At 60.8% G+C, this 23,798-nt stretch carries 24 protein-coding genes; 19 read left to right on the top strand and 5 right to left on the bottom strand.

Annotation, left to right across the window (positions count from 1 at the left end):
* Positions 1-140 precede the first annotated feature (140 nt).
* The 12 genes from rpmH (at position 141) to ACZ5VE_RS15765 (ending at position 10,893) form a co-directional block, all read left to right on the top strand.
* Positions 141-275, top strand: coding sequence for a 50S ribosomal protein L34 (gene rpmH, locus ACZ5VE_RS15820; RefSeq protein ID WP_005798102.1), 135 nt, complete (start codon positions 141-143; stop codon positions 273-275).
* Positions 276-342: 67 nt separating this feature from the next.
* On the top strand, positions 343-780 hold the full coding sequence (locus tag ACZ5VE_RS15815) for a ribonuclease P protein component (protein ID WP_464456060.1): 438 nt from the start codon (positions 343-345) through the stop codon (positions 778-780).
* Positions 780-1,052, top strand: a complete 273-nt coding sequence (gene yidD / locus ACZ5VE_RS15810) for a membrane protein insertion efficiency factor YidD (RefSeq protein ID WP_464457522.1) — start codon at positions 780-782, stop codon at positions 1,050-1,052. The genes ACZ5VE_RS15815 and yidD overlap by 1 nt, the downstream gene beginning before the upstream one ends.
* Entirely contained in the window at positions 1,049-2,728 is a 1,680-nt protein-coding gene (gene yidC, locus ACZ5VE_RS15805) for a membrane protein insertase YidC (protein WP_464456059.1), read from the top strand. The genes yidD and yidC overlap by 4 nt, the downstream gene beginning before the upstream one ends.
* 57 nt (positions 2,729-2,785) lie before the next feature.
* A complete protein-coding gene (gene mnmE / locus ACZ5VE_RS15800; protein ID WP_464456058.1) occupies positions 2,786-4,198 on the top strand; it encodes a tRNA uridine-5-carboxymethylaminomethyl(34) synthesis GTPase MnmE in 1,413 nt (470 codons plus the stop codon).
* A gap of 129 nt (positions 4,199-4,327) precedes the next feature.
* Entirely contained in the window at positions 4,328-5,305 is a 978-nt protein-coding gene (locus ACZ5VE_RS15795) for a fatty acid desaturase family protein (protein WP_464456057.1), read from the top strand.
* Between the two features lie 25 nt (positions 5,306-5,330).
* A complete protein-coding gene (locus tag ACZ5VE_RS15790; RefSeq protein WP_464456056.1) occupies positions 5,331-6,113 on the top strand; it encodes an SDR family NAD(P)-dependent oxidoreductase in 783 nt (260 codons plus the stop codon).
* Between the two features lie 163 nt (positions 6,114-6,276).
* Positions 6,277-7,053, top strand: coding sequence for an ABC transporter ATP-binding protein (locus ACZ5VE_RS15785; RefSeq protein ID WP_464456055.1), 777 nt, complete (start codon positions 6,277-6,279; stop codon positions 7,051-7,053).
* The gene (locus ACZ5VE_RS15780) at positions 7,046-7,756 is read left to right on the top strand and encodes an ABC transporter ATP-binding protein (RefSeq protein WP_464456054.1); all 711 of its coding nucleotides are present in this window, start codon (positions 7,046-7,048) and stop codon (positions 7,754-7,756) included. The genes ACZ5VE_RS15785 and ACZ5VE_RS15780 overlap by 8 nt, the downstream gene beginning before the upstream one ends.
* Before the next feature lie 40 nt (positions 7,757-7,796).
* Positions 7,797-9,011: an ABC transporter substrate-binding protein gene (locus tag ACZ5VE_RS15775; RefSeq protein WP_464456053.1), complete on the top strand. Its 1,215-nt coding sequence runs from the start codon at positions 7,797-7,799 to the stop codon at positions 9,009-9,011.
* Between the two features lie 33 nt (positions 9,012-9,044).
* Positions 9,045-9,929, top strand: a complete 885-nt coding sequence (locus ACZ5VE_RS15770; protein WP_464456052.1) for a branched-chain amino acid ABC transporter permease — start codon at positions 9,045-9,047, stop codon at positions 9,927-9,929.
* A 4-nt stretch (positions 9,930-9,933) separates the two neighbouring features.
* Complete coding sequence (locus ACZ5VE_RS15765) at positions 9,934-10,893, top strand: branched-chain amino acid ABC transporter permease (RefSeq protein WP_464456051.1); 960 nt, start codon at positions 9,934-9,936, stop codon at positions 10,891-10,893.
* 130 nt (positions 10,894-11,023) lie between these two features.
* On the opposite strand, the gene ACZ5VE_RS15760 is transcribed toward ACZ5VE_RS15765, so the two are convergent.
* Positions 11,024-11,560, bottom strand: a complete 537-nt coding sequence (locus tag ACZ5VE_RS15760; protein ID WP_464456050.1) for a 2,4'-dihydroxyacetophenone dioxygenase family protein — start codon at positions 11,558-11,560, stop codon at positions 11,024-11,026.
* A gap of 101 nt (positions 11,561-11,661) precedes the next feature.
* Positions 11,662-13,647 (bottom strand): cation:proton antiporter domain-containing protein, encoded by a 1,986-nt coding sequence (locus tag ACZ5VE_RS15755; protein WP_464456049.1) that lies wholly within the window; start codon positions 13,645-13,647, stop codon positions 11,662-11,664.
* 120 nt (positions 13,648-13,767) lie between these two features.
* On the opposite strand from ACZ5VE_RS15755, the gene ACZ5VE_RS15750 reads away from it, so the two are divergent.
* The 3 genes from ACZ5VE_RS15750 to lptC are packed head-to-tail and all read left to right on the top strand — an operon-like array spanning position 13,768 to position 15,921.
* A complete protein-coding gene (locus ACZ5VE_RS15750; protein ID WP_464456048.1) occupies positions 13,768-14,745 on the top strand; it encodes a KpsF/GutQ family sugar-phosphate isomerase in 978 nt (325 codons plus the stop codon).
* Between the two features lies 1 nt (position 14,746).
* Positions 14,747-15,325 carry a KdsC family phosphatase gene (locus ACZ5VE_RS15745; protein WP_464456047.1) on the top strand — a complete coding sequence of 193 codons (579 nt, stop codon included), beginning with the start codon at positions 14,747-14,749 and terminating at the stop codon, positions 15,323-15,325.
* Positions 15,322-15,921 carry an LPS export ABC transporter periplasmic protein LptC gene (lptC, locus tag ACZ5VE_RS15740; RefSeq protein ID WP_464456046.1) on the top strand — a complete coding sequence of 200 codons (600 nt, stop codon included), beginning with the start codon at positions 15,322-15,324 and terminating at the stop codon, positions 15,919-15,921. Before ACZ5VE_RS15745 ends, lptC begins: the two co-directional genes overlap by 4 nt.
* Positions 15,922-16,011: 90 nt before the next feature.
* Here the strand turns inward: lptC and ACZ5VE_RS15735 are convergent, their stop codons facing one another.
* From ACZ5VE_RS15735 to ACZ5VE_RS15725, 3 genes are all read right to left on the bottom strand, one after another.
* Positions 16,012-16,566 (bottom strand): RNA recognition motif domain-containing protein, encoded by a 555-nt coding sequence (locus ACZ5VE_RS15735; protein WP_464456045.1) that lies wholly within the window; start codon positions 16,564-16,566, stop codon positions 16,012-16,014.
* Positions 16,567-16,794: 228 nt separating this feature from the next.
* Positions 16,795-17,997 carry an ammonium transporter gene (locus ACZ5VE_RS15730; RefSeq protein ID WP_464456044.1) on the bottom strand — a complete coding sequence of 401 codons (1,203 nt, stop codon included), beginning with the start codon at positions 17,995-17,997 and terminating at the stop codon, positions 16,795-16,797.
* Positions 17,998-18,164: 167 nt separating this feature from the next.
* Positions 18,165-18,980, bottom strand: a complete 816-nt coding sequence (locus ACZ5VE_RS15725) for a formate/nitrite transporter family protein (RefSeq protein WP_464456043.1) — start codon at positions 18,978-18,980, stop codon at positions 18,165-18,167.
* A gap of 189 nt (positions 18,981-19,169) precedes the next feature.
* Between ACZ5VE_RS15725 and metX the strand changes: the two genes are divergently transcribed.
* The 4 genes from metX (at position 19,170) to ACZ5VE_RS15705 (ending at position 23,786) form a co-directional block, all read left to right on the top strand.
* Positions 19,170-20,321 (top strand): homoserine O-succinyltransferase MetX, encoded by a 1,152-nt coding sequence (metX, locus tag ACZ5VE_RS15720; RefSeq protein ID WP_464456042.1) that lies wholly within the window; start codon positions 19,170-19,172, stop codon positions 20,319-20,321.
* Positions 20,318-20,902, top strand: coding sequence for a methionine biosynthesis protein MetW (gene metW, locus ACZ5VE_RS15715; RefSeq protein ID WP_464456041.1), 585 nt, complete (start codon positions 20,318-20,320; stop codon positions 20,900-20,902). The genes metX and metW overlap by 4 nt, the downstream gene beginning before the upstream one ends.
* A gap of 1 nt (position 20,903) precedes the next feature.
* On the top strand, positions 20,904-22,103 hold the full coding sequence (locus ACZ5VE_RS15710; RefSeq protein WP_464456040.1) for a Bcr/CflA family efflux MFS transporter: 1,200 nt from the start codon (positions 20,904-20,906) through the stop codon (positions 22,101-22,103).
* Between the two features lie 66 nt (positions 22,104-22,169).
* Complete coding sequence (locus ACZ5VE_RS15705; RefSeq protein WP_464456039.1) at positions 22,170-23,786, top strand: thymidine phosphorylase family protein; 1,617 nt, start codon at positions 22,170-22,172, stop codon at positions 23,784-23,786.
* Positions 23,787-23,798: the final 12 nt, after the last annotated feature.

The raw sequence follows: 23,798 nt of genomic DNA, 5'->3' as shown, positions 1-23,798 counted from the left end.
ATAAACCACATCTTTCCGGTTTTACCCCGGGAACACCCGAAGCTTTAAAAGATGGTTTATTTGCCGAGTGCCCGAAAGTTTGCGATAATCTTGGGTTTCGCCCAACGCTGATTCATGGCATTGGGCACAAAGGAAGAGTTATGAAACGCACCTACCAACCATCCAAGACACGTCGCGCCCGTACCCACGGCTTTCTGGTTCGCATGAAAACCCGTGGCGGTCGCGCTGTGATCAATGCACGCCGCGCCAAAGGCCGCAAGCGTCTGGCTGTCTAATGCCTTTTCGACCGTCTGGCTGTGGCCTGACGCCACTGCAGGCGGTTGATTCCAGGGTTTGGCCATCGTGCAGCGTTTGAAAACACGCCCACAATTTCAGGCCGCCCTGGCGGGTGGAACAGTCTCGCGCACAGCGCATTTTGCGTTGCACCGACTGACCTTGACTCACCCAACAGACAACCCATCGGCTCCCGCTGAACAAGTTGGGCCTGCACCTTCACCGGAGCAGGCCCTTTTTGGCTTGTTCGACGTTTGGCTGGGCGCCATGGTGCCCAAACGCTGGGCGCGTCGTGCCGTGACGCGCAATGCCATCAAACGCCAGATCTACAACGTGAGCGAGCGCTTTGGCGATCGCCTGCCTGTGGCTGCCCATGTGGTGCGTTTGCGCACCACCTTTGACCGCAAACAATTCATCAGCGCCACCTCCGAGCCCCTGAAGCTGGCGGTCAGGCAAGAGCTGGAACAATTGTTTGAACGTGCCCTGCGGTCCGAGGTGCGCGCATGATCATTCAGCGTTTGTTGATGGGTCTGGTGCGTGGCTACCGCTTGCTGCTGAGCCCTTGGCTCGGCTCGTCGTGCCGCTTTGAGCCCACTTGTTCGGTCTATGCCTTGCAAGCGCTGGAGCAACATGGCGCAGCCAAGGGCAGCTACCTCACTGTTCACCGTCTGGTGCGTTGCGGCCCTTGGTGCAAGGGTGGCCACGACCCCGTTCCCCCGCAAGCCACGCGCTTGTTCTCTGCTTTGTTTTCCCCTACTTCGTCAAAGAAGACCCCATGAACGATATCCGTCGCACCATCCTTTGGGTGATTTTTGGTTTTTCCATGGTCCTGTTGTGGGACCAATGGCAGATCTACAACGGTCAAAAAGCCACCTTTTTCCCCAAACCCGTGACCGCTGAAGCGGCCAAAGCGCCCGCCGCTGCCGCATCCAGCAGCGTGCCTGCCGCTACGGCCGTTGCAGCCGCCACACCAGGGCAAGTGCCAGCAGACGCCGGCACAGCACCTGCAGCCGCAAGTGAAAAAATCGACATCAGCACCGATGTGTTGAAGCTGACTTTCGACACAGCTGGTGGCACATTGACACGCAGCGAGTTCACCAAGCACGCCGACTTCGTCGACAGCAGCAAGCAATTTGTCTTGCTCGACCAAAGCGGCAGCCGGGTTTACAACGCCCAGACAGGCTTGATTGGCGGCAACTACCCCACACACAAGACTGTCATGCGTTTCAGTGGTGAGCGCAGCCTGAAAGACGGCCAAAACGAATTGACGCTGCGTTTTGAGTCTGACGCTCAAAACGGCGTGAAGCTGGTCAAGACCTACACCCTGCAACGCGGCAGCTACGCCATCGGCGTGAAGCACGAAGTGGTCAACACTGGCACCGCCGCCGTGTCGCCGCAGCTGTATTTGCAGCTGGTGCGTGATGGCAACAAGCCCGCAGGCGAGTCGTCTTTCTACTCCACCTTCACCGGGCCAGCGGTTTACACCGATGCCAAGAAGTACCACAAGGTCGAGTTCAGCGACATCGAGAAAAACAAAGCCGAAGTCGACAAGACTTCCACCAATGGCTACGTGGCCATGGTGCAGCACTACTTTGCTTCGGCTTGGTTGTTGGGTGATGGCATCACCCGCGAAAACTTTGTGCGCAAGGTCGACACCAACCTGTATGCCGTGGGCATGATCACACCCGTGGCCGATGTGGCGCCGGGCCAATCCAAAACCGTGAGCTCGCAATTGTTTGTCGGCCCACAAGAAGAGAAAGTCCTTGAAGCCTTGGCTCCCGGCCTGGACTTGGTGAAGGATTACGGTTGGTTGGCCATGTTGTCCAAGCCTTTGTACTGGCTGCTGGACAAACTGTTCAGCTTTATCCAGAACTGGGGCTGGTCGATTGTGGCGCTGGTGCTCTTGCTCAAGATCGCTTTCTACTGGCTCAACGCCAAGGCCTACTCCAGCATGGCCAAGATGAAAACCATCAACCCCAAGATCATGGAAATGCGCGAACGCCTGAAAGCCGATCCGCAAAAGATGCAACAAGAGATGATGAAGATCTACCGTGAAGAAAAGGTCAACCCCATGGGTGGCTGCTTCCCGATCATGATCCAGATTCCCGTGTTCATTGCTTTGTACTGGGTGCTGCTCTCCACCGTCGAGATGCGCAACGCACCTTGGGTGGGCTGGATTCATGACCTGTCGGCACCCGATCCGTTCTTCATCCTGCCCGTGGTGATGACCCTGACCACCTTGCTGCAGACCGCGCTTAACCCCGCGCCACCAGACCCGATGCAAGCCAAGATGATGTGGATCATGCCGCTGGTGTTCAGCGTGATGTTCTTCTTCTTCCCTTCCGGCTTGGTCCTGTACTGGATCACCAACAACGTGCTTTCGATTGCACAGCAGTGGATCATCAACACCCGCATGGGCGTGCCACCGCAGTTCAATCTGCCCAAGTTCAAGTAAGCAGCGTATATGCTGATGGGGCCGCGCAAGCGGCCCTTTTCGTTTGAGGACACCCCCATGCTTGCCCGCCATCAGGAACCCATCGTCGCCATTGCCACCGCGCCCGGTCGCGGGGCCGTGGGCATTGTGCGTGTCTCGGGCAAAAATTTGTCTTCGCTGATTCAGGCCCTGTGCGGGCGCAGCCTGAAACCGCGTGAAGCGACTTATCTGCCCTTTGCCGATGCCGATGGCAGCCCGATCGACCACGGCTTGGCGCTGCACTTTGTGGCCCCGCACTCCTTCACGGGCGAAGATGTGCTGGAGCTGCAGGCCCATGGCGGCCCGGTGGTGCTGCAACTGCTGGTGGCGCGCTGCTTGCAAGCGGCGGCCGAAACCGATGCGGCCACCGGCCAGCCCCGCTTGGCGGGATTGCGCGTGGCGCAACCGGGGGAGTTTTCCGAGCGGGCCTTTTTGAACGACAAGATCGATCTGGCCCAAGCCGAGGCGATTGCCGACCTGATCGACGCCAGCACCGAAGCCGCCGCACGCAGCGCCAGCCGCTCTTTGGCCGGTGACTTTTCGAAAGAGATTCACCTGCTGCGCGATGCCTTGATCCACCTGCGCATGCTGGTCGAGGCCACGCTGGATTTCCCGGAAGAAGAAATCGACTTCCTGCAAAAAGCAGATGCCCAAGGGCAATTGAATCGCCTGCAAGCAGCCTTGATGACCGTGCTGGGCAAAGCCAAACAGGGTGCACTGCTGCGCGAAGGCATCAAGGTGGTGATTGCGGGCCAACCCAACGCAGGCAAAAGCTCGTTGCTCAACGCGCTGGCCGGGGCCGAGCTGGCCATCGTGACCCCGATTGCGGGCACCACCCGCGATGTGGTGCAGCAGACCATCCAGATCGAAGGCGTGCCACTGCATGTGATCGACACTGCCGGTCTGCGCGAAGGCGATGGCGTGGACGAGGTGGAACAAATCGGCATTGCCCGCGCCTGGGGCCAGATCGAAAACGCCGACGCGGTGCTGTTTTTGCACGACCTGACGCGTGTAGGCCAGGCCGATTACGACAGCGCCGATGCCGACATTGCCACCGCACTCCAAGCCCGCTTGCCTGCCAGCGTGGCGGTGATCGATGTGTGGAACAAGGCCGATGCGGCCACCGCACGGGGCGAGCGCTCAGGCCTGACGCTGTCGGCTCGCACGGGCGAAGGCCTGCAAGCCCTGCGCCAGCAACTGTTGGAGCAAGCCGGATGGCAGCAAGCCAGCGAAGGCCTTTTCATCGCCCGGGAGCGTCATGTGCAGGCCCTGCACCGGGTGCGCGAACACCTGGAGGTGGCCGATGCACACCTGGCCGCCCAGGCTCAAAATCTGGACCTGCTGGCCGAAGAGCTGCGTCTGGGCCAAAACGCCCTGAACGAGATCACGGGCGAGTTCAGTGCGGACGATTTGCTGGGCGTGATTTTTTCGAGTTTTTGCATCGGCAAGTGACCCCGCTGAGTTGGCTACACCTCAGCCCAATTCGCCTCAGGGAAACCCTCAAAAGGTCACGTCAGCGACTCATGCCACGGCCATGACCGGGACATGATCGTGGTTTGATGCTTTCTTGCACCGCCGACCATGACTGCCGACACCCAACCCACCCTCAGCCCCGAACAAGACGCTGACCTGCGCGGCCGTTCTGATTGGATGGGCGCTTACCTCGTGCTGCACGCTTGGGGCGTCATTGCGCTGGCCATGGCCTTTTTTGTCGCTTGGCCCAACCCCTTGAGCTTCATCGTGGCCGTGGTCATCATTGGCGGCAGGCAGCTGGGCTTGGCGATCTTGATGCACGACGCGGCGCACCGCGCCTTGTTCAAAAACACACGACTCAATGACACACTGGGCGCCTTTTTGTGCGGCTGGCCGGTGGGTGCCAGCCTCACGCTCTACCGGCCTTATCACCTGAGCCACCACCGCCACACGCAGCAAAAAGAAGATCCCGACCTGATCCTGTCGGCACCTTTTCCGATCAGCAAGGACAGCTTCTGGCGCAAGATGCGACGCGACATTCTGGGCATCACCGGCTACCAACGGCGCATGGAGTTTTTCCGCATGGAGATGGGTGACAGCCCCAGCCGACTGCAGCGATGGAAAAACCTGTTTCAGGCCGAAAAATATTTCGCTTTAACCAACCTGGCCATCTTCGCTGTCACAGCGGCCGCAGGCGTGTGGTGGGCTTATTTTGCTTTATGGTTGCTGCCCTTGCTGACCTGGTATCAGGTGATCAGCCGGATCCGCAACATAGCCGAGCACGCGGTGGTGGGCAACAACGATGACCGCCTGCGCAACACACGCACGACGCTGACAAATTGGGGCATGCGCATGGTGCTCGCGCCCTACTGGGTCAATTACCACCTGGAACACCACCTGTTTGTGTTCACCCCCTGCTGGAAGCTGCCTGCGGCACACCGCATGCTGATCGCGCAAGGTTTTGGCACGCGCATGGAACTGGCCTCAGGCTATCTGGCCGTGCTGCGCAAAGCGGTGTCCAACCCACACGACGACCCGAATCACGGCTCACCGGGTGACCAACGCAAGCGTTCCGCGTTGATCTGACTTCCCCTCACTTCAAGGATTGAACATGGCACACCGACTCGACCAACAAGTGGCCATCATCACGGGCGCCAGCCGTGGCATAGGCCGCGCCATTGCCGAGGCCTATGCCGCAGAAGGGGCCAGCCTGTGCCTGGTTGCTACCGATGTGGCCCGGCTGCAGGAAGTCAAAGACAGCTTGGGTTTGCCGCCTGAGCGCGTCATGACGGTGGGCCTGAATGTGACCGAGCGCGACGCATGTTTTGCCGCCGTCGCGCAAGTCGAGCAGCGCTTTGGACGCGTCGACGTGTTGGTCAACAACGCGGGCGTTTACCGTGCCAAGCCGTTCCTCGACTACGCCCCACAGGACTTTCAGGACATGCTCGACGTGAACCTGTTCGGTGTGCTGCACTTCATGCAAGCGGTGCTGCCCGGCATGCAGGCACGCAGACACGGCCGCATCGTCAACATGGCGTCCACCGCAGGAAAATGGGGTTCACGCAACCAAAGTGCTTACAACGTGAGCAAGCACGCGGTGGTGGGACTGACCCGTTGCGTGGCGCTCGAAGCCAGCCCACACAACGTGACCGTGAATGCCATTTGCCCGGGCTTCATCCAAACCGACATGGTGGAAGCGCTCAAGGCCCAAGTCGCACAAAGCTCCGGCATCACCGGCGAAGAAATGGTCAAGGCCGCCTTGACCCGCGTGCCATTGGGTCGGGTGCTGAACCCCTCAGAAATTGCGGGGCTGGCGGTCTATCTGGGTTCGTCCGAATCGAGCGGCATGACCGGCCAGAGCATCCACGTCGATGGCGGCATGGTGCTGAGTTGAACTTCTCTCATGCGCGTTGTGAATTTTTTCTTCGCCCCAGACACGTGAGAGACAAGCCCCCGGGATAACCACTACGTCGGGCGTCGCAGGCAGAACCCAGAATACAAACTTGCATTGCAACACCCACGGTTGCAGCGTCCATCACGGGGCTTGTTCACACGTCATGTCAAAAGATTTCATCCTCGAAACCCGGGAGCTTGTCAAAGAGTTCAAAGGGTTCGTCGCCGTCAATGGTGTCAACCTGGGCGTTCAGCGTGGGCAGATCCATGCACTGATCGGCCCCAACGGTGCGGGCAAAACCACGGTGTTCAACCTGCTGACCAAGTTTTTAATTCCTACGCGTGGGCAAATCCTGTTTAACGGCAAGGACATCACCGCCGAAAAACCCGCCCAAGTGGCGCGTCGCGGGCTGGTGCGATCCTTCCAGATTTCGGCCACCTTCCCCAACCTCACAGTGATGGAAAACGTGCGCATCGCTTTGCAACGCAACACCGGCATGTCCATGCACTTCTGGCGCTCCGAGCGCGTGCTGGACCAACTCAATGACAAAGCCATGGCCTTGCTCGACGAAGTGGATTTGGGCAGCATGGCCGACCTGCTGGCGGTGGAGTTGCCTTATGGCCGGAAGCGCGCCCTCGAGATTGCCACCACCTTGGCCATGAACCCCGAGCTGATGCTGCTGGACGAACCCACCCAGGGCATGGGCCACGAAGACGTGGACCGCGTGACGCAGCTGATCAAAAAAGTAGGCGCCAACCGCACCATCTTGATGGTGGAACACAACATGAACGTGGTCTCCAGCATCGCCGACACCATCAGCGTGCTGCAACGCGGGCAGGTCATTGCCGAAGGGCCTTACGAAGTGGTCTCCAAAAACCCGCAGGTGCTGGAAGCCTACATGGGCACCGTCGAGAACGAGCTGGAGAGTGCCCATGGCTGAGCCCACAGAATTCCTGCGCATCAGCAACCTGCACGCCTGGTACGGAGAGTCGCACATCCTGCACGGCGTGGACCTGACGGTGCACAAAGGCGAAGTGGTGACCCTGCTGGGCCGCAACGGCGCAGGCCGCACCACCACCGTCAAATCCATCGTGGGCTTGGTGGGCAAGCGCACCGGCTCGATCACCATCAACGGTCGTGAGTCGATCGACATGCCGCCGCACCAGATCGCCAAACTCGGCATAGGTTACTGCCCCGAAGAGCGCGGCATCTTTGCATCGCTCAGTTGCGAAGAAAACCTGTTGCTGCCACCGGTCATTGCGGGTGGCGGCATGCCCATCGACGAAATCTACGACATGTTCCCCAACCTGCTGGAGCGCAAAAACAGCCCCGGCACCCGCCTGTCGGGTGGTGAGCAGCAGATGTTGGCCGTGGGCCGCATTCTGCGCACCGGGGCCAAGCTCTTGTTGCTCGACGAGATTTCCGAAGGCCTGGCCCCGGTGATCGTGCAAGCCCTGGCCCGCATGATCCTCTCGCTCAAGGCCAAAGGCTTCACCATCATCATGGTCGAGCAAAACTTCCGTTTTGCCGCACCACTGGCCGACCGCTTTTACGTCATGGAGCACGGCCGCATCATTGAAGGCTTTGCTGCCAGCGAGCTCAAATCCAAGATGGCCATGCTGCACGAATACCTTGGCGTCTGAACCTTTTTCTTTTCCACTGACTTTCACAGGAGACATCACCATGAAACGCAAACTTCTCGCCCTGGCCGCATTGGCCACATGTGCATTGGCTGGCACTGCGCAAGCCCAAGTCTCGGACGGCATCGTCAAAATCGGTGTGCTCAGCGACATGTCTGGCCCCTACGCCGACATCGGTGGCCCCGGCTCCGTGGTGGCGGCCAAAATGGCTGTCGAAGACTACATCAAGGCCACCAAGAGCACCTTGAAAGTGGAAGTCGTCAGCGCCGACCACCAGAACAAGCCCGACATTGGCTCCAGCATTGCCCGCCAGTGGTACGACACCGACAAAGTCGACATGATCACCGACGTGCCCACATCGTCCGTCGGTTTGGCCATTGCCCAAATCTCCAAAGACAAAAACAAGGCCCACGTGAACACCGGCTCGGCCACCGCCGACCTGACGGGCAAATCATGCAATGCCAACGTGGTGCACTACCTCTACGACACCTGGATGCTGGCCAACGGCACCGGCAAAGCCATTGTGAAAAACGGCGGCACCAGCTGGTACTTCCTGACCGCTGACTACGCTTTCGGCCATGCCCTGGAGCGCGACACCGAAGCCGTGGTGGTCAAGAACGGCGGCAAAGTGGTCGGCAAAGTCCGCACCCCTTTCCCAACACAAGACTTCTCGTCTTTCTTGCTGCAGGCTCAGGCATCTAAAGCCAAGATCATCGGTCTGGCCAATGCCGGTGGCGACACCATCAACTCGATCAAGCAAGCATCCGAGTTCGGCATCGTCAAAGGCGGCCAGAACCTGGCCGGCATGTTGGTGTTCTTGCCCGACGTGCACGCGCTGGGTCTGGACAAAGCCCAGGGCCTGTTGCTGACCGAGACCTTCTATTGGGATCTGAACGACAACACCCGCGCCTGGTCCAAGCGCTTTGCCGCATTGCACGGCGGCAAAATGCCTTCGTCTGACCACGCCGGTGTGTACGCCGGTGTGCTGCACTACCTGAAGGCTGTCGATGCCGGTAAGACCGATGACGGCACCAAAGTTGTGGCCAAGATGAAAGAGCTGCCCACCGACGACGTCTTGTTTGGCAAAGGCAGCATCCGCGCCGATGGCCGCAAGATCCACCCGGCCTACCTGTTTGAAGTCAAAAAGCCTTCTGAATCCAAAGGCCCTTACGACTACTACAAGGTCGCAGCGACCATTCCGGCCGCCGAAGCCTTCCGCCCTCTGAACGAAGGCGATTGCCCTCTGGTCAAGAAGTAATCCAACCCCTGTTCACGCAAGCCTGAAATCACCATGGAAATCTTTGGCATTCCCTCTCAAGCGCTGTTCGGGCAGTTGCTGATCGGACTCATCAACGGGTCCTTTTACGCGCTGCTCTCCTTGGGCCTGGCCGTGATTTTCGGCTTGCTGAACATCATCAACTTTTCCCACGGCGCCCAGTACATGCTGGGTGCTTTTGTGGCCTATCTGGGCCTCAACAAGCTGGGCATCAACTACTGGCTGGCGTTGGTTCTCACGCCTCTGGTCGTGGGTGCCACCGGTGTGCTGATCGAGCGCACCATGCTCAAACAACTCTACAAGCTCGACCACCTTTATGGTCTGCTGCTCACTTTCGGTCTGGCCCTGATCATCCAGGGTTTGTTCCGCAACGAATTTGGCTCCTCGGGCATGCCTTACCCCGTGCCCGAAGTCTTTCAAGGCGCCTTCAACACCGGCTTCATGTTCCTGCCTAAGTACAGGGCCTGGGTGATCGTGGCGTCCTTGGTGATCTGCCTGTCCACCTGGTACGTGATCGAGCGCACCAAGCTGGGCGGCTACCTGCGCGCCGCCACCGAAAACCCCAGCCTGGTGCAGGCATTCGGTATCAACGTGCCCCGCATGATCACGCTGACCTATGGCTTTGGCGTGGGCCTGGCCGCATTGGCGGGCGTCATGGCAGCCCCGATTTACCAGGTCAATCCGACCATGGGTGCGGACCTGATCATCGTCGTGTTTGCCGTGGTCGTGGTTGGCGGCATGGGCTCCATCATGGGCGCCATTGTCACGGGCTTTGGCCTCGGCCTGATCGAAGGCCTGACCAAGGTGTTTTACCCCGAGGCGTCCAATGTGGTGATTTTTGTCATCATGACCATCGTTTTGCTCATCAAGCCCGCCGGTCTGTTCGGCACACAGAAGTAACACCATGTCCAACGCGATGTCTGCCGCTGTGTCGGCCAAATCCTCCAAGCACCTGTGGGTGGCTTTTGCCCTGATGGTGGTCGTTCTGGCGGTGGCCCCGATGTGGGTCTACCCCGTGTTCCTGATGAAGGTGATGTGTTTTGCCTTGTTTGCCAGCGCCTTCAACCTGCTGCTGGGCTTTGGCGGGCTGCTGTCTTTCGGGCATGCCATGTTCATGGGCTCGGCCGGTTATGTCGCGGCCTATTCGGCCAAATCCTGGGGTTTGCCGCCCGAAGTCTGCGTCTTGCTGGGCACTGGTGCGTCGGCCCTGTTGGCCTTGGTGGTGGGCCTCCTGGCCATCAAACGCCAAGGCATTTACTTTGCCATGATCACACTGGCACTGGCCCAAATGGTGTTTTTCTTCTGCCTGCAAGTGCCTTTCACGGGCGGCGAGGACGGCATCCAGGCGGTGCCACGCGGCAAACTGTTTGGCCTGATCAACCTCGAAGACAACTTCAACATGTACATCTTCGTGATGACCATCTTCCTGATGGGCTTCTTGCTGATCTGGCGTGTCATCCACTCACCGTTCGGTCAGATCCTCAAGGCCATCCGCGAGCACCCCGACCGCGCCACCTCGCTCGGTTACGACACCGACAGCTTCAAGCTGCTGGCCTTCATCATTTCGGGGGCTTTGGCCGGTACGGCGGGCAGCACCAAAGCGCTGGTGTTCCAGCTGGCCTCGCTGACCGATGTGCATTGGTCCATGTCGGGCGAAGTGGTGCTGATGACTTTGGTGGGCGGCATGGGCACCTTGTTTGGCCCGTTGATCGGTGCGGCCGTGATCGTCAGCATGGAAAACTACCTGGCCCAACTCGGGGCTTGGGTCACTGTGGTGCAGGGCTTCATCTTCGTGATCTGCGTGCTGGCGTTCCGGCGCGGCATCGTGGGCGAGATTGCCAACTGGATTAAAAAGCCGCTGTAACCGTCGCAGCAAAAATCCCCGTCAATGGTGGTAGGTCGGCGGCTTTAGCCCCGACAAGTACTGCAGCGAAGCCAGCATCGTCGGAGCTAAAGCTCCGACCTACGGGGATGCGGTGTCTTCGTCGGTGACTTCAGCGCATGAAGTTCTTCACGTAATCCGCGCCCAGGCCCACGGCCTCAAAGTGGGCACGGTATTTTTCGATGCGGGTGAACACATCGTCATAACCGGTCGCATTGCCCTGCGTGTCCACATACATCAGCGCGCCGTGCACGGTGAACATGGTGACCATGTCCTGGCAATCATCGGGCACCACCAGGGTGTGGGTTTCGCCGGGCGGCTCGAACACATAGCCACCTTGTTCGGCCACCCAGTCGTGTTCCAGGTACAGCCATTTGCCGCGCAACACATAGGCGTGGACCATGCCCGAGTGGCGGTGGCGCTGCAACAGCCCCGAGCGCTTGACCTTGAGCAAATGCACATAAAAACCGCCAGACGTGTTCAGGTGCAAAGGCCGTGACCAGATGCCCGGCGCGATCGGGGCCCACAGGCGTTCGTCGTCGGTGTCCACATCGGGGATGACCATGTCGGGCGACATGCCCCAAGGTTGGGGTTTGGCGTAGGGGATGCGGTCGTCTGCGGCAGCAGATGGCGTTGGGACGGGTGTCATGGTGTCTCTGGCAAGAATCAAACCCTCAGCTTAAAACGCCTACCCTTGTCTGTCAGCACCGGGGGTGACAGCAGGGTGGCATGGCGTGCTGGCCCGAGCCTTCACCCTCGCAACAGTTTTTCTTCAGCCACCGCCAAGGTTTGCGACTTGCCCGACAGCACCAAGGTGTCACCAGAATGCAGCTCGGTGTCATCGCTCACGTTTTCGGACTGGCCATTGGCACGGCGCAGGTTCACCACACGCACGCCCATGGCATGAAAAGCCAGATCCTGGATTTGCTTGCCCAACCAAGGCGAGGCCATGGGCAAACCCACCGTGGTCAGTCGCTCGTGGTCGATCTCGTCCAGCGTGTCGTCATCGGCCCCGTGAAAATACCCCCGCAGCAGGTTGTAACGCGCGTCGCGCTGGTCTTGCACGATGCGGATCACCCGGCGCATGGGCACGCCCACCAGCGCCAGCGCATGGCTGGCCAGCATGAGCGAACCCTCCAGCGCCTCGGGCACCACCTCGGTGGCACCGGCCAGCTGCAGCTTTTCCAGATCCAGGTCGTCTTGCGTGCGCACAATCACCGGCACCTGCGGCGCGTGGCTGTGGGTGTGGTCCAGCACCTTCATGGCCGCGGGCACGTCCAGATAGGTGATGACCACCGCACTGGCCCGCGCCAAACCTGCGGCCATCAGCGACTGCAAACGGCCGGCATCGCCAAACACCACCGAGTCACCGGCTGCCGCCGCCTGACGCACCCGGTCCGGGTCCAGGTCGAGCGCCATGTAGGGGATGTTTTCTTTTTCGAGCATGCGGGCCAGGTTCTGGCCGCAGCGCCCGTAGCCACAAATGATGACGTGCTTGCTGGTGTTGATCGACTTGCGCGCAATGGTCGTCATTTGCAGCGACTGTTGCAACCACTCACTGGCCACCACTTTCATGACGATGGTGTTGCTGTACATGATGATGAACGGCGTGGCCATCATCGACAGCACCATGCTGGCCAACACCGGGTTGAGCAAGGTTGGCGGTATCAGGTTGCTTTGTGATCCCAGTGTGAGCAAAACAAAACCGAACTCACCCGCCTGCGCCAGATACAAACCGGTGCGGAGCGCCACGCCATTCGGTGCCCCCGTCAGCTTGGCCAGCGCGGTCACCAGCACCAATTTGAAAATCACCGGCAACGTGGTCAGCAGCAACACCAAAGGCCATCGGTCGACCACGATGTGCCAATCGAGCATCATGCCGATGGTGATGAAGAAAAGGCCCAACAACACATCGTGGAACGGCCGGATGTCCAGCTCCACCTGGTGTTTGTATTCAGTCTCGGAAATCAGCATGCCCGCAATGAAGGCGCCCAAGGCCAGACTCAGGCCCGCCAGCTCGGTGATCCAGGCCAGACCCAGCGTCACCAGCAACAGGTTCAGCACAAACAGCTCTTCGCTTTTGCGCCGCGCCACGATGGTGAGCCACCAGCGCATGACGCGCTGACCGCCGGTCATGAGCAAAGTGATCAGGATGGCCGCCTTGACGCCCGCCAGCATCAAGGCCGACAACATTTCATCGGCCGGTGCACTCAATGCCGGAATCATCACGATCAAAGGCACCACCGCCAAATCCTGGAACAGCAACACACCGACCACCCGTTTGCCGTGCTCGGACTCCAGCTCCAAACGATCGGCCACCAGCTTCACAACAATGGCCGTGCTGCTCATGGCCATGGCGCTCGACAAGGCCAAGGCCGTTTGCCACTCCATCTTCCAGAGCGTGGGTGCCATGGTGGCCACAAACAAGGAGAGCATGGTCACGATGATCAAGGTCAGCACCACCTGCAGCAAGCCCAAACCAAAAACATGTTGGCGCATCGAGCGCAGTTTGGGCAGGTTGAACTCGAGACCAATCACAAACATCAGGAACACCACGCCGAATTCGGCCAGGTGCTTCACGCCCTCGGAGTTTTGGGCCAGCGCCAGCGCATTGGGGCCAATGACCACGCCGACTGCCAAATAGCCCAGCATGGGCGGCAGCTTGAGCATGCGGCAGCCCACCACCCCCAACACGGCGGCCAAAAGGTACAACAGGGTCAACTCCAAAGCGCTCATGTTTCAATGGTAACAAGCACTTGTGACAAGACGGCCAGTTCAACCGAGCGAACAAGGGTCTTGTGTGGGCTTGAACGCCATCTGCGCAGCCCACACACGGCGCCCGATAAAATGCCGCTCATGCTCGCCAATTCCGCCCAAACCCTGCAACTCGCCCGCGAGACCCTCGACATCGAAGCCTCGGCCTTGCTGCAACTCAAAGCACGCCTGGACGACCGCTTTGTCAATGCGGTGAACATGGTGCTGGGTGTGCAAGGCCGCGTGGTTGTTACGGGCATGGGCAAAAGCGGGCACATTGGCCGCAAGATCGCTGCCACTTTGGCCTCCACCGGCACACCCGCCATGTTTGTTCACCCAGGCGAAGCCAGCCACGGTGACCTGGGCATGATCCAGGTCATTGATCTGGTGCTGGCCTTGTCCAACAGCGGTGAGAGCGATGAACTGGTCGCCATCCTGCCTGTGCTCAAGCGCCAAGGCGTGCCCTTGATTGCCATGACAGGCGGCTTAACCTCTTCTTTGGCGCAACACGCCGATGTGGTGCTGGATTGTTCTGTCGACAAAGAAGCCTGCCCCCTGAATCTGGCCCCCACCGCCAGCACCACCGCCCAGCTGGCGATGGGCGACGCGCTGGCCGTGGCGCTGCTGGATGCACGGGGCTTCAAACCCGAAGACTTTGCCCGTTCACACCCCGGTGGCTCATTGGGCCGCCGCTTGCTCACGCATGTGAGCGATGTGATGCGCAAAGGCGATGCCTTGCCCCGCGTGGGTCCCGAAGCCAGCTTCACGGAGCTGATGCGCGAGATGAGCCACAAGGGTCTGGGCGCATCGTCGGTGGTCGATGCGCAAGACAAAGTGCTGGGCATCTTCACCGATGGCGATTTGCGCCGACTGATCGAAAAGGGCGCTGATCTGCGCGATCTCAAGGCCCGCGATGTGATGCACGCCCAGCCGCGCACCATCCGTGTGGATGCGCTGGCCGTCGAAGCGGTCGAGATCATGGAGCAATGTCGCATCACCAGCATTCTGGTGGTGGACGAGGCCGGACGCCTGTGCGGCGCCATCAACACCAACGACCTGATGCGGGCCAAGGTGATCTGACATGCAAGCTTTGACACCCGCCCTGCATTACGCCCCCGAGTTGTTGCTGCAAGCCCAAGGCATTCGCGTGGCGTTTTTTGACGTAGACGGCGTGCTGACCGATGGGGGCCTTTACTTTTCTGAAGCAGGCGAAGCCCTCAAGCGTTTCAACACCCTCGACGGACAAGGCCTGAAGTTGCTGCAGCAAGCCGGCATCACGCCCGTGGTCATTACCGGGCGTGACTCGCCCGCCCTGCGTTTGCGTCTAAAAGCCTTGGGCATCACCCATGCGCGTTTTGGCACAGAAGACAAACGGCCCGCCGCCGAAGCGTTTTTACAAGACATGGGGCTCGACTGGTCACAAGCGGCCGCCATGGGCGACGATTGGCCCGATCTGCCGGTCATGCAACGTGCGGCCTTTGCCTGTGCGCCTGCCAACGGGCATGCGCAAGCCAAAGCGCTGGCGCACCACGTCACCGCAGAGCGCGGTGGCGAAGGTGCAGCCCGGGCGTTTTGCGATGTCTTGCTGGTGGCCAGCGGGCATTACGCACGGTTGCTGGCACAGGTCGGCGTGAACGCCCACACGGGCCCATCGGCATGAATGTTTTTCGCCGCCTGCTGGACCAACTGAGCGTCTACCTGCCATTGATCGTGATGGCTTTGCTGGCATCCGGCAGCTGGTGGCTGGTGCGCAGTGCGCCCGAACTGCTGGCCCCCACAAGCAACAAACCTGTGCGTCAGGATCCGGATTACAGACTGGCTGATTTTTCGGTCAAATCATTCGACATCACCGGCCGCATGACACGCGAGGTCAGTGGTGACAAAGCGCAGCACTACCCGGCCACCGAAGCCCTGGACATCGAGCAAATTCGCATTTATGCCGAAAGCGAAACGGGCGCCACCATGAATGCCAAAGCGGTGCAAGGCATCGCCACAGACGATGGTACGCGGGTCACCTTGATCGGTGATGCGTATGCCATCCGACACCCTCATGGCACAAGTGCCCAAGTGGAACTGCGCGGTGAACGGCTGGAGGCCCTGCCAGACGAAGACCGCTTGGTGTCTGCAGACCCGGTCCACATCACCCGTGACCGCGATGTGTTCACAGCAGAAACCATGAACTTCAACAGCAACACGGGCGAATATGTTCTGCAAGGGCGCGTGCGTGGCATGTTGATGCCCAAAGCAAAACCCTGACGGCCGCACAAGCCAGAAACGACAAAGCCCTGCAGTGCAGGGCTTTGTCAGGATTCAACGGCCGATGCTCAGATCGGCCGGGGGCGTGAATCAGTAACCGCCGCCGTAGCCGCCACCGCCTTCGCGACGACCGCCACCGCCAGTACCGCCGCCACGTGGGCCAGCGCCGTAGGGGCTGCGGAAACCGCCACCGCCGCCTTCGCCACCACCGTAGCCGCCACCGCCTTCGCGACGACCACCACCGTAGCCACCGCCGCCACCTTCACGGCCGCCGCCGTAACCACCACCGCCGCCGCCTTCGCGACCACCGCCGTAGCCGCCGCCACCTTCACGGCGACCGCCGCCAAAGCCACCACCGCCACCAAAACCGCCGCCACCTGTGCGGGGAGGACGCGCTTCCATGGGGCGGGCTTCGTTGACCACCACGTTACGGCCGCCCAAGGGCTGACCATTCATGCCGTTGATGGCCGCTTGCGCTTCGTCATCGCTGCCCATTTCCACAAAGCCGAAGCCTTTGGAGCGGCCAGTGTCACGTTCCATCATGACTTTGGCGCTGGTCACAGCACCGAATTCACCGAAGGCTTGTTCCAGGTCGCCGTCGCGAACGGAGTAAGGCAGGTTGCCGACGTAAAGTTTGTTGCCCATGAAAGGGACTCCTCAAAACACAGAGATAAAAGCGATGGAGCTCCGAAAACGCATTCAACAAACCTGAAAACATCGGATGGAAAGCGAAACTGATCTGGTCACCGCAAACATGACTTCGCTGCTTCTGACAGTGAAGTCCATTAATTATGAGCGATAAAACAAAAAAAAACGCAAGGGGTATTCCCCCGAAGCCCCGCAGAATGTGCTTTGCAGCACCAATCTGTTGTTTTACCAGCTCACCTCACGGTCGGGTGTGGCGCTGATTTTGTGGACACTCAAATCAGCGCCATCGAACTCTTCTTCGGGGCTGAGTTTCAAGCCCAAAGTCAATTTCAAAACGCCATAGACCAGAAAACCACCCAACAAGGCCCAGCTCACACCCATGGCGGTGCCCATCAATTGCGCGGCCAGATTGACACCACCCAAACCACCCAGCGTTTGGGCACCAAAAATGCCCGCCGCAATGCCGCCCCATGCACCGCAAATGCCGTGCAATGGCCAAACACCCAACACATCGTCGATCTTCCATTTGTTTTGGGTCAGCGTGAACATGACCACAAACAAACCACCGGCCACGGCACCGACCGCCAACGCACCAAAGGGGTGCATCAGGTCCGATCCGGCACACACGGCCACCAAACCGGCCAAGGGGCCGTTGTGCACGAAGCCCGGGTCGTTTTTGCCCAAGACCAAGGCCACCAAGGTGCCGCCGACCATGGCCATCAACGAGTTGACCGCCACCAGGCCCGAAATTTTGTCCAGGGTTTGCGCGCTCATCACATTGAAGCCAAACCAGCCCACAATCAAAATCCAGGAGCCCAAGGCCAGAAACGGGATGCTCGATGGCGGGTGTGCCGACACCACACCGTCTTTGCGGTAGCGGTTGTAACGGGCCCCCAAGAGCACCACGGCGGGCAATGCGATCCAGCCGCCCATGGCATGCACCACCACTGAGCCGGCAAAGTCATGGAACTCGTCGCCCGTGACGGCCTTGATCCAGGCCTGCACGCCAAAGTGCTGGTTCCACGCGATGCCCTCAAAGAACGGGTACACAAAACCCACGATCACCGCCGTGGCAATCAGCTGGGGCCAGAACTTGGCCCGCTCGGCAATCCCGCCCGAAATGATGGCGGGAATGGCCGCAGCAAAGGTCAACAAAAAGAAGAACTTGACCAGGTCATAACCGTTCTTGGCGGCCAGCTGCTCTGCGCCCACAAAAAAGGTCGTGCCGTAGGCCACGCTGTAGCCCACCACAAAATAAACCACGGTGGAGACAGAAAAATCCACCAGGATTTTGACCAGCGCATTGACCTGGTTTTTTTTGCGGACGGTGCCCAGCTCCAGAAACGCAAAACCGGCGTGCATGGCCAACACCATGATGCCGCCCAACAAAATAAATAGCGCATCCGCGCCCTGTTTAAGTGCGTCCATGACCGTCTCTTGAGAATATTTGAATCAAATTGGTGCGCAAAGGCCCAAAAAGCCTTCGGCGCACCAAACAAAAGCAAGAAGCAGGCCCAAATTGATGCACATCAACCATGCGCCCGAATAAGGGTCACATCAGGTCCGCGCTGTTTGGCTGGGGCAGCTGACGCCTTTCAGGTCTGCGGTTGGCGCTTGTATATGACGTGGTAGACCCCAGCCACCAGCACCGCGCCACCCAGCACATTGCCCAAAATGACGGGCAGCAAGTTACCCAGCATGCCGCCCCAGGTGATGGCCGGGTAGCCGCTCAAACCGCCGTGCTGCAGCAGCATGGCCAGCGGCATCAGGTACATGTTGGCGATGCTGTGCTCAAAGCCCGCCGCCACAAACGCCATCACCGGCAGCATCACGGCCACCGCCTTGTCGGTCACGCTGCGCCCGGCCATCGCCATCCACACGGCCATGCAGACCAGCACATTGCACAACACACCGCGCAGTAGCGCGGTGACAAAGGGCAGTTCCTGCTTGGCCACAGCGATCTGCACCACCTTGTGCCCGATTGCCCCGCCGTTCAAACCCGCATGCCCGCTGGCAAACACCAGCAGCGCCAGCCCGGCCGCGCCCACCAAATTGGCCAGGCACACGATGCCCCAATGGCGCAACACCTGCGCCGCGCTGACCCGGCCATCGGCCCAGGCCATGACGATCAGGTTGTTGCCGGTGAACAGCTCGGCCCCGGCCACCACCACCATGAACAAGCCTACCGAAAACACCAGACCGCCCAGCACCGCACTGGCGGCAAAGCCCAAGGTCGGGTCGGACTTGACCAGCACAAACAGCATGGCTCCCAAACCAATGAAGGCCCCTGCCAGCACGCCGAGCAAAGCCAGCGGCAGCGCGGCCATGCGGGCCTTGGCCTCGCCCACCGACTCGATGCGGCGGGCAATTTCGACGGGACTGTAGGCGTCCGAGCCATAAAGATCTGACATGCATGCTCCTGTCATGAGGCGAAACTGTTCGTCTTATACTTGCTCCCATGCGCCGATTTGAACCCGATTGCGGGCGCCGGAACCCCAGGGTCCCGAAATTCAGCTAAATGGCGTGTGTTTCAACTCACTGAAGCCCGGCCCAGCTGACTGCGAAGCCGGGTTTTGTTTTTTGACACCTGAACACATTCGATGCTGATCGCCGAATCCCAAAGCATGCTGTTTGACGCCCCTTTGCCCCTGCAAAGCGGCGCGTTCATCCGTGGCTATTCGCTGAGCTACGAAACCTACGGCACGCTCAATGCCGACAAATCCAATGCGGTGCTGATCTGCCACGCGCTCAATGCCTCGCACCATGTGGCGGGCGTCTATGCCGACCAGCCCAAAAACACCGGCTGGTGGGACAACATGATCGGCCCCGGCAAACCGCTGGACACCGACCGCTTTTTCGTGATCGGCGTGAATAACCTGGGCTCGTGCTTCGGCTCCACCGGTCCCATGCACAAAAACCCCGACACCGGCCGCGTGTACGGCGCGGATTTCCCGGTGGTCACCGTCGAAGACTGGGTCAACGCACAGGCCCGTTTGCTCGATGCCTTGGGCATTGAACAACTGGCCGCCGTGATGGGCGGCAGTCTGGGCGGCATGCAGGCGCTGAGCTGGACGCTGCAATACCCCGAGCGCATGAAGCACGCGGTGGTGGTGGCCAGCGCCCCCAACCTCAACGCGGAAAACATCGCCTTCAACGAAGTGGCGCGCCGCGCCATCGTGACCGACCCGGACTTTCACAACGGCCACTTTTACGAACACGGCGTGGTGCCCAAGCGCGGCCTGCGCATCGCCCGCATGATCGGCCACATCACCTACCTGAGCGACGACGTGATGAACGAAAAGTTTGGCCGCGAGCTGCGCAGCGCGGTCAACAGCGCCACCGGCTACAAATACTCCACACAAGAAGTGGAGTTCCAGATCGAAAGCTACCTGCGCTACCAGGGCGACAAGTTCAGCGAATACTTTGACGCGAACACCTATTTGCTGATCACCCGGGCGCTCGACTACTTTGACCCGGCGCGCTCGTTTGGTGGTGACCTGTCTGCCGCGCTGGCTCGTGCCAGCTGCAAATTTTTGTTGGTCAGCTTCACCACCGACTGGCGTTTTTCGCCCGCCCGCAGCCGCGAGATGGTCAAGGCCCTGCTCGACAACCGCCGCGACGTGAGCTACGCCGAGATCGACGCGCCGCACGGGCACGACGCCTTTTTGCTCGACGATGCGCGCTACCTGAATGTGGTGCGCTCTTACTTTGACAACATGGCCCAAGCCCTGAACGCAGGAGGTGCCGCATGAGCGACCCCTTGATCATGCAAGCCATTGCCCGCCTGGTGCCACAAGGCGCCCGCGTGCTGGATTTGGGCTGCGGCGATGGCGCCTTGCTGGCCTATCTGCAACAACACAATGGCTGCACCGGCTACGGCGTGGAACTGGACGATGCCAATGTGCACGCCTGCGTGCAGCGCGGTGTGAACGTGCTGCAGCTGAACCTCGACGAAGGCCTGAGCCTGTTTGCGGATCAATCGTTTGACGTGGTACTGCAGATCGACACCCTGCAACACCTGCGCAATGCCGAAACCATGTTGCGCGAGACGGTGCGTGTGGGCCGCGTGGGCATCGTGGCCTTCCCCAATTTTGCACACTGGTTCAACCGCCTGAGCGTACTGCAAGGCCGCATGCCGGTGACCAAGCGTCTGCCTTACCAGTGGTACGACACGCCCAACATCCGCGTGGGCACCTTTGCCGATTTTGGTGACCTGGCCCGCAAAAACCATCTGCAAGTGGTCGACGCTTTTGGCCTGCAGCACGGCCAAGAAGTGCGGGTTTTGCCCAACCTGATGGCCGGCACCGCCGTCTACAAATTGCAACGCGGCTGAGATGCAAGCCGCGCAAGCGCAAAAGGGCGCGCCCGCCCACGGCCCCTGGCTGATCGCCAACGTACTGGCCCAAATCGCTTTTGGCTTGCTCGCCATGACGCTGTGCCTGCCCTCCATGCAGGAGTGGGGCACCATCTTCAGCACCAGCCAAGCCGATGTACAACTGACTTTCAGCGGTTACGTGGTCGCCTACGGCGCTTTGCAACTGGTCTACGGCCCGCTGTCTGACCACCATGGGCGTAAACCGATCCTGATGCTGGGACTGGCCGTGGCCGGGCTGGCGTCGGTCATGGCGGCGCTGGCCACCGACATCACCACCCTGACAGCCGCGCGCGTGTTGCAAGGCGCAGGCAGCGCGGCCAGCATGGTGGTCAGCCGCTCGATGGTGCAAGACCTGTTCACCGGCGCGCAACGCACCCGGGTCATGGCCTACATCGGCATGGCGCTGGGCATGTGCCCGCCGCTGGCCACGCTGATCGGTGGGCAGATCCATGTGCGCTATGGCTGGCAGACCAACTTCGTGCTGCTGGCGGTGTTGGCGGCTGTGCTGCTGGTGGCCGCGTGGCTGGGTTTGCCGCGTGTGGCCAAACCCGCGCCTGCACCGGGCCACTGGCTGCGGACCATGCTCAGCGCTTATGCCCGTTTGCTGCGCGAGCCCCGCTTTTTGTTGTATGTCGCCATCCTCGCCGCGACCACCGCCACGTTTTATGCCTTCCTCGCTGGGGCACCCATCGTGCTCAAGGGTTACGGCATTGGCCCCGACGGCATTGGCTGGTTCATCATGGTCGTGCCCGTTTCGTACATTCTGGGCAACTTCATGACGTCAAGGCTCATCCAGCAGGCGGGCGAATCGCACGTGATGGCTTGGGGCCAGGCCCTGACATTGGGCGGCCTGGTCGTGATGCTGGCACTGGGCTTGGGCGGTGTGCAAACGGCGCTGGCCGTGGCTTTGCCGCTGCTCTTGCTCGGCTTTGGTCACGGTCTGCTCAACCCGCCGGCGCTGGCGGGCACCGTGGGCGTGCTGCCCGCGCTGGCCGGGTCTGCGGCGGCAGTGGCCGGCCTCATGCAGCAACTCACCGGGGCCGCCGGAGGCTATCTGGTGGGCCTGGTGCCGCACCACGGCGCGGTCAACCTGGGCTGGATGATGCTGGCTTTTGCCTTGACCGGTGCGACGGCGCAGTTTTTTCTGCGCAGACGTTGAGCCACAGCAAAGCCTGACCCCGGGCAGGTGTGCCGCAGTGGGCGTTTTCGGTGTAGCCTGAAAAGCATGGACACCCCAGCACCAGCCGCCGCAACCCCGTCCGCAGCCATCACGGCCACTTCGCTTGCCAGTCCCGCTGACAGGGCCTCGCCCTTGTCCTTGCGCCGCGTGGCCATCGACACCTACCGCGAAAACGTGGCCTACCTCAACCGCAACTGCGCGGTGTACCGCGCCGAAGGTTTTCAGGCGCTGTCCAAAATACAAGTGCAGGCCAACGGGCGGCACGTGCTGGCCACGCTCAATGTGGTGGACGACGACAGCATCGTGGCCTGCGGCGAAGTGGGCCTGTCCGAAGACGCCTTCCGGCACCTGGGCATCCCCGATGGGCACACCGCTTCGGTCTCGCAAGCGGAACCGCCCGCGTCGATGGAAGCGCTGTTTCGCAAGATCAACGGCGAGCGGCTGGACAAAGACGACTTCCACGCCATCGTGCAAGACATCGCCGCACACCACTACTCCAAGATCGAACTCACCGCCTTTGTGGTGGCCACCAACCGGGGCGAGATGGACCGCGAAGAGGTCTACTTCCTGACCGAAGCCATGGTCAAGGCCGGTCGCCGCCTGGACTGGCGCGAGCCGCTGGTGGTCGACAAACACTGCATCGGCGGCATCCCCGGCAACCGCACCTCGATGCTGGTCATGCCCATCCTGGCGGCCTACGGCATCCTGTGCCCCAAGACCTCGTCACGCGCCATCACCTCGCCCGCAGGCACCGCCGACACCATGGAAGTGCTCGCCGATGTGGAGCTGCCTTTTGAAAAACTGGCCGAGATCGTGCGCACGCACCGGGGCTGCCTGGCCTGGGGCAGCACGGCCGATCTGTCGCCCGCCGACGACGTGCTGATCGCGGTCGAGCGGCCGCTGTCGCTGGACTCGCCCGCGCAAATGGTGGCCTCCATCCTGTCCAAAAAAATCGCAGCGGGCTCCACCCACTTGGTGCTCGACATCCCGATTGGCCCCACGACCAAAGTGCGCTCCATGCCCGAGGCACAGCGCCTGCGCAGGCTGTTTGAATACGTGGCCACGCGCATGCACCTGTCGCTCGAAGTGCTCATCACCGACGGCCGCCAACCGGTGGGGCAGGGCGTAGGCCCCATGCTCGAAGCCCGCGACGTGATGCGCGTGCTCGAAAACGACCCGCGTGCGCCCAACGACCTGCGGCAAAAATCGCTGCGCTTGGCCGGTCGCCTGATCGAAGCCGACCCCGATGTGCGCGGCGGCGACGGCTTTGCCATCGCACGCGACATCCTCGACTCCGGCCGGGCCCTCAGCCGCATGCAGGCCATCATCGCCGCGCAAGGCGCACGCCCGTTTGACCACAACCACCCGCCGCTGGGTGCACTCACGCTGGAGGTGTGCGCCCCGGCCGATGGCGTGGTCACCGGCATCGACAACCTGCAAATCGCCCGCGTGGCCCGCATGGCCGGTGCCCCCAAAGTGCAAAGCGCCGGGGTGGACCTGCTGCACAAACTGGGCGACAGCGTCTCGCAAGGTGCACCGCTGTACCGCGTACACGCCGCCTACCCGAGCGATCTGGAATTTGCCATGCAGCTGTGCCGCAAAGCCAGCGGCTACACGCTGGGCCAGGCCCATGAAGTGCCGCATGTGTTTGTCGAGTTTTGACGAAGGACGACA

The organism is Limnohabitans sp. INBF003, from assembly GCF_055396645.1.
The sequence above is the reverse complement of the archived record's forward strand: the minus strand, read 5'-3'. Positions and strand labels throughout refer to the sequence as shown.

What these genes read in the sequence shown, in the direction of transcription:
- rpmH (WP_005798102.1), top strand. Translation starts at nt 141, where the DNA reads ATGAAACGCACCTACCAACCATCCAAGACACGTCGCGCCCGTACCCAC.
- yidC (WP_464456059.1), top strand. Translation starts at nt 1,049, where the DNA reads ATGAACGATATCCGTCGCACCATCCTTTGGGTGATTTTTGGTTTTTCC.
- mnmE (WP_464456058.1), top strand. Translation starts at nt 2,786, where the DNA reads ATGCTTGCCCGCCATCAGGAACCCATCGTCGCCATTGCCACCGCGCCC.
- ACZ5VE_RS15795 (WP_464456057.1), top strand. Translation starts at nt 4,328, where the DNA reads ATGACTGCCGACACCCAACCCACCCTCAGCCCCGAACAAGACGCTGAC.
- ACZ5VE_RS15790 (WP_464456056.1), top strand. Translation starts at nt 5,331, where the DNA reads ATGGCACACCGACTCGACCAACAAGTGGCCATCATCACGGGCGCCAGC.
- ACZ5VE_RS15785 (WP_464456055.1), top strand. Translation starts at nt 6,277, where the DNA reads ATGTCAAAAGATTTCATCCTCGAAACCCGGGAGCTTGTCAAAGAGTTC.
- ACZ5VE_RS15780 (WP_464456054.1), top strand. Translation starts at nt 7,046, where the DNA reads ATGGCTGAGCCCACAGAATTCCTGCGCATCAGCAACCTGCACGCCTGG.
- ACZ5VE_RS15775 (WP_464456053.1), top strand. Translation starts at nt 7,797, where the DNA reads ATGAAACGCAAACTTCTCGCCCTGGCCGCATTGGCCACATGTGCATTG.
- ACZ5VE_RS15770 (WP_464456052.1), top strand. Translation starts at nt 9,045, where the DNA reads ATGGAAATCTTTGGCATTCCCTCTCAAGCGCTGTTCGGGCAGTTGCTG.
- ACZ5VE_RS15765 (WP_464456051.1), top strand. Translation starts at nt 9,934, where the DNA reads ATGTCCAACGCGATGTCTGCCGCTGTGTCGGCCAAATCCTCCAAGCAC.
- ACZ5VE_RS15760 (WP_464456050.1), bottom strand. Translation starts at nt 11,560, where the DNA reads ATGACACCCGTCCCAACGCCATCTGCTGCCGCAGACGACCGCATCCCC.
- ACZ5VE_RS15755 (WP_464456049.1), bottom strand. Translation starts at nt 13,647, where the DNA reads ATGAGCGCTTTGGAGTTGACCCTGTTGTACCTTTTGGCCGCCGTGTTG.
- ACZ5VE_RS15750 (WP_464456048.1), top strand. Translation starts at nt 13,768, where the DNA reads ATGCTCGCCAATTCCGCCCAAACCCTGCAACTCGCCCGCGAGACCCTC.
- ACZ5VE_RS15745 (WP_464456047.1), top strand. Translation starts at nt 14,747, where the DNA reads ATGCAAGCTTTGACACCCGCCCTGCATTACGCCCCCGAGTTGTTGCTG.
- lptC (WP_464456046.1), top strand. Translation starts at nt 15,322, where the DNA reads ATGAATGTTTTTCGCCGCCTGCTGGACCAACTGAGCGTCTACCTGCCA.
- ACZ5VE_RS15735 (WP_464456045.1), bottom strand. Translation starts at nt 16,566, where the DNA reads ATGGGCAACAAACTTTACGTCGGCAACCTGCCTTACTCCGTTCGCGAC.
- ACZ5VE_RS15730 (WP_464456044.1), bottom strand. Translation starts at nt 17,997, where the DNA reads ATGGACGCACTTAAACAGGGCGCGGATGCGCTATTTATTTTGTTGGGC.
- ACZ5VE_RS15725 (WP_464456043.1), bottom strand. Translation starts at nt 18,980, where the DNA reads ATGTCAGATCTTTATGGCTCGGACGCCTACAGTCCCGTCGAAATTGCC.
- metX (WP_464456042.1), top strand. Translation starts at nt 19,170, where the DNA reads ATGCTGATCGCCGAATCCCAAAGCATGCTGTTTGACGCCCCTTTGCCC.
- metW (WP_464456041.1), top strand. Translation starts at nt 20,318, where the DNA reads ATGAGCGACCCCTTGATCATGCAAGCCATTGCCCGCCTGGTGCCACAA.
- ACZ5VE_RS15710 (WP_464456040.1), top strand. Translation starts at nt 20,904, where the DNA reads ATGCAAGCCGCGCAAGCGCAAAAGGGCGCGCCCGCCCACGGCCCCTGG.
- ACZ5VE_RS15705 (WP_464456039.1), top strand. Translation starts at nt 22,170, where the DNA reads ATGGACACCCCAGCACCAGCCGCCGCAACCCCGTCCGCAGCCATCACG.